General features: G+C 33.7%; 2 protein-coding genes. Both read right to left on the bottom strand.

All coding sequences use genetic code 11. The features are described from left to right. Positions 1–3,572, bottom strand: a 3,572-nt coding sequence (locus tag Q0873_RS18095; protein WP_299110200.1) for a VCBS domain-containing protein, incomplete at its 3' end; no start/stop codon positions are given. Positions 3,573–4,208: 636 nt separating this feature from the next. Further along, positions 4,209–5,762: OmpA family protein (locus Q0873_RS18090; protein WP_299110198.1), on the bottom strand; the 1,554-nt coding region annotated here is incomplete at its 5' end.

Here is a 5,762-nt window from a genome sequence, read left to right as displayed (position 1 = left end):
AAACTTACGCCTCCAGTTGCGGTTACACTTACTGTAGCTGTTCCGCCTTCACAGACTGTTTGAGTTGCTGTTGGTTGGGCTGTGATACTTGGATCGGCATTTACTGTTATCGTGGGTTTATCTGTTAGTTCTTCACTACAAGAGCCATTTGATGCCAATACATTATATAAAGTAGTCACAGTAGGATTAACATTAAAGCTAATATTTCCTCCTGTTCCCGCTATAGCAGATCCTACATTACTATCATTACTATCTAACCTTAATTGGTAATTTATTCCTGAAAGACTATTGGTTATTGTAATTACTCCTGTTCCTCCTACACAAATCGTATCGTCACTTACTGCAAGAGTATCGTCTATAACACATAATGTAGCACTACTTTTTTCTCCACAGGTATTATTTGCATGTTTTATTAAAACAAAATAGGTTTTTCCATTTAAACTTGCATTAGGTACCACTCCTAACGAAGCTGTTGTTACATTACTATATGGAGCTCCATTAGAAAGTGCAACTCCACCTGAATCTGGATCACCATCATACCATTGATAAGTTAAACCTCCAGATGCATTATTTGGTGTACCATAAGTTGGGGTTCCTCCAGAATATGCTGTCGCTTGGTCTGCAGATGCCGCTACAGTAAAAGATACTGAAGGAGTACTTATTGTTGTTGAAACATTACTTGGTGGAGTATCAACATCAATATTTACCGCATTTTTTTCACGACCATTAGATCCATCATATCCATCAGTAATAGAACCTCCAGTTGTCACTTGACCACTCGAATTAAAACCATCTCCATCTAAAACTCCGTTTTTTGGAGTAGTATCTGTTCCTCCAGACTCTATGACATCATCACATCCATCTCCATCACTATCTAAATCTAAACTATCTATAATTCCGTCCATATCAGTATCTGGACAAAAAGTTTCTACTGCAGAAAAACGAAATCCTTCAAGGCTAGCTCCACCAGTTGCATTAATTGTAAACTGAGTCGCTCCTTTTGGGAAAATTACATACCATTGTAGTAAATTATTACTCCATGCTCCTCCACCTTTATCTCCTGTATCTTGTGTAAAACTCCCTCCATTACTAACAGTTTGACCTCCACCTACTATCTGATTTCCAGCAGGATCAAATACTTGAGCATCTCCAACTCCACCCGTCCAACTAATAGTATAGGTACTAAACTTTGAACCAAAACTAGCAGAAAAATCCGGGGATGTTTTATCTACAAAACCTTCTAATTTCAATTGTAAATCTGCGCCAGAGGGTATCGAGGTTATATCAAATACCGATGTTAAGTTCCAATTTCCTCCACCGGTATAAACAAAATATAATTCATCATTATCTGAAACTCCCGATGAAACAATACTTGATTGTCCAGTATTTGAAATAGACCAAACGGCTGTTCCTCCAGCGTTCGGTAAATTTAACGTTCCTGTTGTTGCTGTTAAACTAGAAAATGTGGTAGGGCTATTTGTGCATTCTTCTAAATCAAGTATTCCATCATTATCATCATCAATATCAACTCTATTAGGTACTAAGTCTCCATCAGAATCAGTACCAGATCCATTTATTGTAATAATTAAATTCGCATTATCTGTATTTGAACCATCAGAAAGTGTATAGTTAAAAGTATCTACTAAAGTTTGTCCAGTTAATAAATTTATTACTAATGGATTTGTAAGATCTGGCACATATTGATAACTCCCATCTGGATTCATAAATAAAGTTCCATAAGTTCCTACAAAAGAAGACCCAACAGTAACAGGATCTGTAGCTATTAATGATACTGTAATTCCACTTGCAGCTCCTTGCCAATAAATATCTGAGATTCCAGCTATTTGTCCTCCTAAATCAGCATCTGTCGCATTAGGTCCATAATTATATCCTAAAACTAATCTATCAATTGGCTCTTCAAAAAAGACATTTACATTTCCTGTTGCATCACTTGGTATAGCACTACCTATCCCATAAAAAGTTCCTGAGCCTGCATCTACTACTCCGCCAGTAGTAACATACTTAAAGCTCGAACTTGTACCCGATAAACTTCCTGCTATATTTATTTGATCCTGCCAAGCTGTTCCTTGAGAAAAATCTATGTCTACTACTAAAAAACCTAAATTATATACAGGTTGACTAAAAGTGATAATCAATTCTGTAGTTGCTACTGGATTTGTTGTTGGGTCAACTGCATAACCAAAATAACCGGTATGTCCACCATTGGTCGCTGTTTGATATACTACTTGATGTTCATTTGCAATACCTATACCATCCGGATCAGTAGAGGTAAAAGTTAATAAATTACCATCAATAGTTCTAACTTGACCACCAACAGGTCCAGATAAACCTACAAACACCCCTCCTGGTGTTGAAAATTCTGTTTCCCATACTAAAGTTGACAAACCTCGATCTACAGAATCCGATCCTCCTGATATTGGATCAGGATCGGTAATTACATTTCCAGAGGCATTTGCATCTACAAATGCTGTTAAAGAATCTGAATTATCTAAAGCATCAGGAGCTTCATCTACTCCATTTATTGTTATAGTTAGGTATCCATAATCAGTTATTCCAATATTATCAGCTACCGTATAGGAAATGATATCCTGTAAACTTTCACCATTTCTTAATCCTGTTATTGAAGAACTATTTTCATCTACATCGTATAAATAACTACCATCTGATTGAATTGTAATTGTACCATATAATGTTGTATAAGCATTTCCTACAAAAGCTGGATACACATCTACTTCTGATACCGTTATACTCGTTCCACTATCCGCTCCTGCTCCTGTTAAAACATTCCCAGAAATAGTTCCGGTATTGTTCGCCATCACTGAATTTACATCATCAACCGCACTAGGACCAGTGGTATAAACTCTTATTATAGATTGAGCACTTGCTGTATCTCCGTGGGTATCCGTTATGGTTAATGTCATGGTTCTAATACCATCTGTATACGATGGGTCCAAGTCTCCGTAAAAGATTCTTGTTAAGAACGTTTCAAATTCTGTATCAGCAATTGGATTACCAGAAGTTTCTGTTATTGTAAAAGTTGTAGTCGTTGTTTGCTGTACTCTAATTGTTGACCCACCAATAACGTAATCATTAGTATCTAATGGTGTATTAAAATAATACAGCTCAAATCCTGAATCATCTATTGCTAACAATTCCTGATTTGGAGTATCTACAATACCAGCAAAACTAATTGTTGCACTTGCTACACCTGCATCTGTTTCTACATTGGGAACAGTTGCTAAGTTATAAATATTAGATGTTGTTGGTTGTACTTGAAAATCATAATCTACACCTGAACTAATTCCATCTAAATCCAATACAGGAGCAGCCATTAGTGTTGAAAATAAAAATCTCGAAGCTTTTGCTTTATTTTGAGGAACATTGACATTCTTTCTTAGATAATAATTAACGCCTTCTACATTCGTAATTGCTGTTAATCTTCTTTCTTCAAAAGATTTTTTTTCTTGACTTAATACTTTTGCTTGAAGAAAAAATATTGAAAAAAATGTAAGAAATATTCCTACATAGTTTTTAGGTATGTTGTTTTTCATTCTGGGAGACTTTTTGCGGTTTTGTATGATGCGCTATTAACTTTATTTCATCATTAAAATTTATAGGTATTACAATACACGTCTATGTATGTACAATACAAATAGACATATACACGGAACACCTCTTCAATTAGATTAAAATTAAAGAGTACATTTCATCAAATAAGAGAAAACTAAAGGAAGGACCTAATAAGTAGCTATGGAGATATTTTTAGATTCATAAGTGGGGACTTCGTGTTTTTGAGAGTTAATAAATAATGAGTTATAAATTCTTGCCAACTATTATAAACGCTAGCAATAAAATTCACCGGTACGCTTTTATTATTACATTAAAAAGCTAGCGAAAAAAGAGTTCTGAAGTATTTTTAGGTAGCATTAAACAAAAGTTTTAAGGTTTAGTTGTAGTAAATATATAGAAAAAAATGTTAAATAAAAAAGAGAATTGCTAAAACAATTCTCTTTTCGTCTCTAAAAATCAAACACTTAATCACTTTTCCTTAATAGAATTGTAATTACCTGTATTAACTTATTTAGTATTTCTTTTCCTTTTAATAAAGTGTCAATCCTACTTATTGACTATATTTTATCATAGTATTTAATTTCTAAGAAGTAATCTTTGGTTGAAATTCCCCAATTTTAATTGTTTACTTGAATGTTCACTCCTCCTTTTACAATATAAAAGTAGGAACGTCGATTTTTTTGATGCTCTTCCTCAGTACACTTACTTTGATTTGCATCATCGCAATCATTCAATAATTTATCTTCGCCATACCCGATGGCACTTTCAATTCTTTCTGAACTGATTCCTCTAGAAATAATATAATCTCTAGTAGATTTTGCTCTATTATCGGATAAGGTTCTATTGTAGTCTTTGGTACCTCTACTGTCAGTATGTGATTCTATTTTGATAACTAACGCTGGATTGTTATTTAAAACAGAAACAATATGCTCTAATTCATATTCAGCATCTTCTCGTATATTGTATAAATCAAAATCAAAATAAATAGGATTGATTACTATTTGATCTTCCACTATTAAGGATTCTAACTGAATATCTTCAATTATAGTTTGTTTATCAACACCTAATGTTTTGGTATCTCTATTCACATTACGATGATCTTCTTTTGAAGCTACTACTACGAAGTTCTTTTCACAGTCTATCTTTTTAAATATGTACTTCCCTGACCTTCCTGTTCGTTGCTCTGCTATAGGTTCTCCTTTTGAATTCATCAATTGAACCAATACTTCTGAAATAGGTTCTCCTGTTCTCGAATCTGATACAACTCCTGTTATATCTTCCTTACAATTATAAATTGTAAAACTATAGATATCATCATCTCCTTCTCCTCCTTTTCTATTGGATGAGAAAAAACCATTGGTATGTTCGTCATTAATTACAAAAGCAAAATCATCAAAAGGTCCGTTAACTGGGCTTCCTAAATTTACTGGAGAAGTAAAGTTGTTGCTTTCTGATTTTGATTCAAAGACATCCAACGCTCCTAATCCTAAATGACCATCAGATGCAAAAAACAAGGTCCCGTCATTGTTTATAAAAGGAAACATCTCTCTTCCTTCTGTATTGATTAATTTACCAAGATTTACTAGCTCACCAAAAGCATTATCACCTAGAATTTCGGTCTTATAAATATCAGTCTCTCCATATCCGTTTTCCATATCAGACACAAAGTATAATGTTTTCTCATCCGGACTCAATGCAGGATGTCCACAGGAATAATCTTCACTATTAAAAGGAAGTTCTTGTATATCTCCCCATACATCTCCTATCTTTTCTACTGAATAAATCTTAAGATGAGAAACTCTATCCTTACCTCCCTTTAATCGTTTTCCATCAAAATTATCTCTTGTAAAGTATGCTTGATTTCCATCTTTTGTAATAATCAAATTAGATTCGTGATACAACGAACTTAGCTCTACAACCAATTCAGTTTCTTCTACATCTAACACCTTACCTTTATTTATTTTTTTTTGAGGTGCTCCATAAATATTTAGAAATGGTTGTCTATTCCATCTATATAATCTCTTGTCTTTTTCTGACTTTGGTTTTGCAGATGCGAAATAAAAACTATTGTTATATAAAAATCCTCCAAAATCTGAATACTTGGTATTCGATGAAATGTTATGAATATTGATATAGGTTTTCGGCTTATTTGAATACTCAACAAAATAATC

The organism is uncultured Tenacibaculum sp. (assembly GCF_947498805.1).
Classification (GTDB): Bacteria; Bacteroidota; Bacteroidia; order Flavobacteriales; family Flavobacteriaceae; genus Polaribacter.
The sequence above is the reverse complement of the archived record's forward strand: the minus strand, read 5'-3'. Positions and strand labels throughout refer to the sequence as shown.